Below are 3524 nucleotides of genomic sequence, written 5' to 3'. Positions count from 1 at the left end.
GTCCGTGAGGGAGAAGTGCACCGTGTAGTCGCGGGTCTGCTCGCGCTGCGAGAACTCATGCCGCGCAGTGGAGCTGATCCGGCCGTCCTTCGAGGCGAAGCCCAGGGAAGTGCCCACCTCCTCCGGCACGATGTAGCTGACGCCGTGCTTGCCCCGGGTGTAGCCCCAGGCGGGCAGGGTGAGGCCGCCCGAGAGCTCGGCCTCGGAGTCCTTCAGGCCGGCTTCGGCGGAGTTCCAGAAGGTGTCGCCGACCGGGACGCGCAGGCCCTCGCCGCGCGGAATCTGGAGCGCTCCGCCCGCGCCCGGCGCGGTACTGGGCCAGGACAGGTTCTGGTCGGCATCGGAGCGCACCGTCATGCGCAGCCTGCCGTGCTCGCTTCCCGCCGTGACGGTGAGCTTCTTGCCGGGGTACGACCAGCGGGCCGTGCCGCCGTGCACGGTCACCTTGCCCGGCTTGCCGAGCTGCTGTCCCGCCGCGCCGGACACCGGGAGCGAGGCCCCGTCGCCGGTGCGGCCCGTGACGCGCAGCGACCCGGTGTCCACGCGGGCGACACCACCCCGCACGGTGAAGTCGACCGCGCTGCCGTGCACTTGGGGTGGTTCGCTCGCCGTGCCGCCGTCGGCCGACGGCTCGGCCATGGCCAGATATCCGGCCGACGCCGTCGTGACGGTCAGTACGACAGCCGCGGCGATGCCGTACGTACGGATGCGGCGCCGGCGCGTCGCGCCCGCGACGTCGCCGTGCCGTGCCTTGTGTGTCTGACTGCTGTTGCTCTGCACGTGATTCACGGGGGAGAGCTTCGGGGTTGCGCGTAAGAAGTTTTTAAGAGGCACTGAATTCGGGCAGGGCGAGGGCCGAATGTGCCGGTCTCCCCTCCGCGGCGGGCGCGGACGGCATGGCGCTGAGGTTGCGCAGCATGGTGTTGCGCTGCTCCAGGGCCCGGGCGGTCGTCGGGAAGAGCGCGGCGTCGCCCTTGCCGACCTGATCCTGGTTCACGGTCACGAAGGCACGGGTGTCGTGTTCGTAGGCGGCGAAGCCCGCGACATGGTCCCGGTCGGCCACCGAACCGGCGAGCATGTACGCGCCGACGAGCGCGAGGCTTGAGCCCTGCCCGGTGAGGAACGAGGGCGCGTACGCGGCGTCACCCACCAGCGCGACCCTGCCGCTCGACCAGCAGGGCATACGGATCTGGCTGACCCCGTCGAAGAACAGGTCGTCGGCGTCGCGCAGGGCGGCCAGCATGCCCGGCACCTCCCAGCCCGCGTCGGCGAAGACGGCGGCGACCAGGTCCCGTTGGGCGCCGGGGTTCCTGAACGCGTCGTACGGCGGTTGCGGCCGGGCGAAGTTGAGGAAGGCGTGTACGTGGTCGCTGTTCCCCACGGCGTAGAGGGCCGCGGCCCTGCCGGGGGTGTTCCACATCAAGAGCTCGTCGGAGAGCCCGAACGTGTTGCGCATGGTGAATCCGGCGAAGCAGTAGCCGAGGTACCGGTGGAACTGCTCCTCGGGGCCGAAGAGGAACTCGCGGGTACGTGAGTGCATGCCGTCCGCGCCGAAGACCATGTCGAACGTACGCCTGCCGCCCCCGTGGAAGGTGACGTCGACGCCTTGGCCGGACGACTGGTCGAGGGCGGCGATGGAGTCGTCGAACAGGAACTCCACGTCGTCACGGACGGCCGAGTGGAGCGCGTCGGTCAGGTCTCCGCGCCGCACCTCGATGTCCCGCCCCGCGACTCCGCCGGTCACGGCGTGCGGGTTGATCGAGGCGACCTCGCTGCCGTCCGCGTCGAGGAAGGTCAGCCTGCGCAGATCGATGTGCGCCTCCCGCAGCCGCGGCAGGATGCCCATCCGCCGGACGACCTCAAGTGCGGTGCCGCGTATGTCGATGGGGTAGCCGCCGCCGCGCAGGGCGTTCGCCTTCTCGACCACCGTGACCGCGAACCCGTGGCGGTTCAGCCAGTACGCGAGGGCCGGTCCCGCGATGCTGGCCCCGGATACCAGGGCCGTGCGCCTCGGACTTCCGCTGATGTTCCTCAACAGGCCTGTGGTGGTCATTCCTTGACTCCTTTGCTCATGGTGCGGGCGACAAGCAGGGCCAGTGCGGTGACGACACCCGCCACGACGAAACCGGTGACGAAGGCCGATTCAGCCGGTATGTCCGACCCGGCGGGGGTGGCGGCGGTGAGGAGCGCACCACTGGCCTGCGAACCCACCGCGAAGCCGAGCACGCGGGTCACCAGGACGAGGCTGGTGGCGATGCCGGTGTCGCTCTGGTCGACGGAGGTGGCGGTGCTCGTGACCATCGCCGTGACGCACAGGCCGTTGGCGAGGGCGATCAGCATCTTGCCGACGACGAGGTGCCAGATCTCGGTGTGTATCGCTGCCAGGGAGATCAGGCCGACGACCATGATGACGATCCCGGCGGTGACCACGGCACGCGAGCCGTAACGCCGCGCCCCGATCCCGCCGATCGGCCCGGCGAGCGAAGCGGCCACGGCGCCCGGCAGCAGGAAGAAGCCGATCTCGGTGGCGCTGGCCCCGAATCCGTACGCGTCGGCGGGCACATCGAACAGTTGCGGGACGAGATAGACCGGCACCGAGGTGCCGACGCAGATCACGAACGTCAGCACACATGACTTCCACACCGCGGGCCGTGCCAGCATGCGCAGGTCGACCATCGGTGAGGCCGCGCGGCGCTCGACGGCCGTCCATCCGGTCACGAAGGCGGCGAGGACCACGACGAGGGCGCCCAGTACGAGGGGCTGTGCGGCGAGTTCGGGCGCGAGGGCCAGTACGAGCATGAGCGTGACCAGCGTCCCGCTCAGCAGGACGAGGCCGGCCCAGTCGATCCCGGCGTCGTCCGACCGGTCCGGCGCGTCGTGCGGCATCAGCCTGTTCACCAGGATGGTTGCCCCGATGACCGCGATGGTCGGCAGCGCGAACATCCAGTGCCGGGACAGGCCTTCGGCCACCGGCCCGGCCGACAGTGTGCCCGCCATCCCGCCCCCGACGAACAGCCCGCTGACTGTGCCGATGGCCACCTTCGACTCGCCGGCGGGGAGGTACTTGCGCACCAGGATGAACGACAGGGGCAGCGCGCCCACCATCGCTCCCTGCAGTACCTGACCGAGCAGCAGTACGGGCAGGTTCGGCGCCAGGGCGGACACCAGGCCGCCGGTCGCGACCACCGCCATCAGCCGTATCAGGACCCGCTTTCCGCCGTAGCGGTCGCCGAACTTGCCCGCGACCGGGGTGATGAGCGCGCCGGTGATGAGGAGAACGATGCTGAGTAACGCCCCTTCGGCCGGACTCATGTCCAACTCGCGTTGCAGGAGCGGGAGTGTCGGTGTCACCACCGACTCCAGGGCGCCGGTGGCAAGTGCCAGCAGGCCGAGGGCCCGGACGGCGCCCTTCGGGATGCGGACCGGCGGAGTCAGGGTTGCGGTCATGGACGTCCTTCCGTCATTGCCCGGCCCGGGCCGGGCGGATGAGTCGGGCGATTCACCGGACCAGTATTACACTACAC

Annotated in this window: 2 protein-coding genes and 1 pseudogene; all 3 read right to left on the bottom strand. The window is 70.2% G+C overall.

What is annotated here, in order from left to right; genetic code table 11:
* Positions 1–789 (bottom strand): annotated as a pseudogene (locus ACQKIP_RS43025) (glycoside hydrolase); the annotation flags it as partial.
* A gap of 34 nt (positions 790–823) precedes the next feature.
* The gene (locus ACQKIP_RS43020) at positions 824–2053 is read right to left on the bottom strand and encodes an FAD-dependent monooxygenase (RefSeq protein ID WP_365854861.1); all 1230 of its coding nucleotides are present in this window, start codon (positions 2051–2053) and stop codon (positions 824–826) included.
* Positions 2050–3447: an MFS transporter gene (locus tag ACQKIP_RS43015; protein WP_365854859.1), complete on the bottom strand. Its 1398-nt coding sequence runs from the start codon at positions 3445–3447 to the stop codon at positions 2050–2052. The genes ACQKIP_RS43020 and ACQKIP_RS43015 overlap by 4 nt, the downstream gene beginning before the upstream one ends.
* Positions 3448–3524 lie beyond the last annotated feature (77 nt).

This window comes from Streptomyces sp. NPDC059900 (genome assembly GCF_050270335.1).
Taxonomy (GTDB): domain Bacteria; phylum Actinomycetota; class Actinomycetes; order Streptomycetales; family Streptomycetaceae; genus Streptomyces.
This window is presented reverse-complemented; position numbering and strand designations above follow the sequence as displayed.

Bases quoted from the DNA above. Each gene is read 5' to 3' on its own strand.
- ACQKIP_RS43020 (WP_365854861.1), bottom strand. From the start codon at position 2,053: ATGACCACCACAGGCCTGTTGAGGAACATCAGCGGAAGTCCGAGGCGC.
- ACQKIP_RS43015 (WP_365854859.1), bottom strand. From the start codon at position 3,447: ATGACCGCAACCCTGACTCCGCCGGTCCGCATCCCGAAGGGCGCCGTC.